1 protein-coding gene is annotated in these 293 nt (G+C 46.1%); it reads left to right on the top strand.

Annotation, left to right across the window (positions count from 1 at the left end; genetic code table 11):
• Positions 1 to 287 (top strand): NUDIX domain-containing protein (locus tag NE473_RS31815; RefSeq protein ID WP_256265701.1); only part of this gene is annotated, 287 nt, incomplete at its 5' end.
• Positions 288 to 293: the final 6 nt, after the last annotated feature.

Genomic DNA, 293 nt, shown 5'->3' with positions numbered 1-293 from the left:
CAGAATTCGGTGAGACTCTGGAAGAGACTGTCCGCCGCGAGGTTATGGAAGAAGTCGGCCTGAAAGTAAAAAATATCCGCTATTATAAAAATCAGCCATGGGCCTCCAGTGACTCCATGCTGGTAGGTTTCTTTGCCGAGCTGGATGGTTCTCCACAGATCCATCTGGATGAAACAGAGTTATCCACAGCCGTCTGGATGAAACGGGAAGATATCCCCGGAGATTATATGAATGTGAGTCTGACGCATGAGATGATTCTGCTTTTTAAACACGGTCAGCTTTCATAAAGTTTG

Origin of the sequence: Hungatella sp. SL.1.14 (assembly GCF_024460495.1) — a bacterium.
Taxonomy (GTDB): Bacteria; Bacillota; Clostridia; order Lachnospirales; family Lachnospiraceae; genus Hungatella; species Hungatella hathewayi.
The sequence above is the reverse complement of the archived record's forward strand: the minus strand, read 5'-3'. Positions and strand labels throughout refer to the sequence as shown.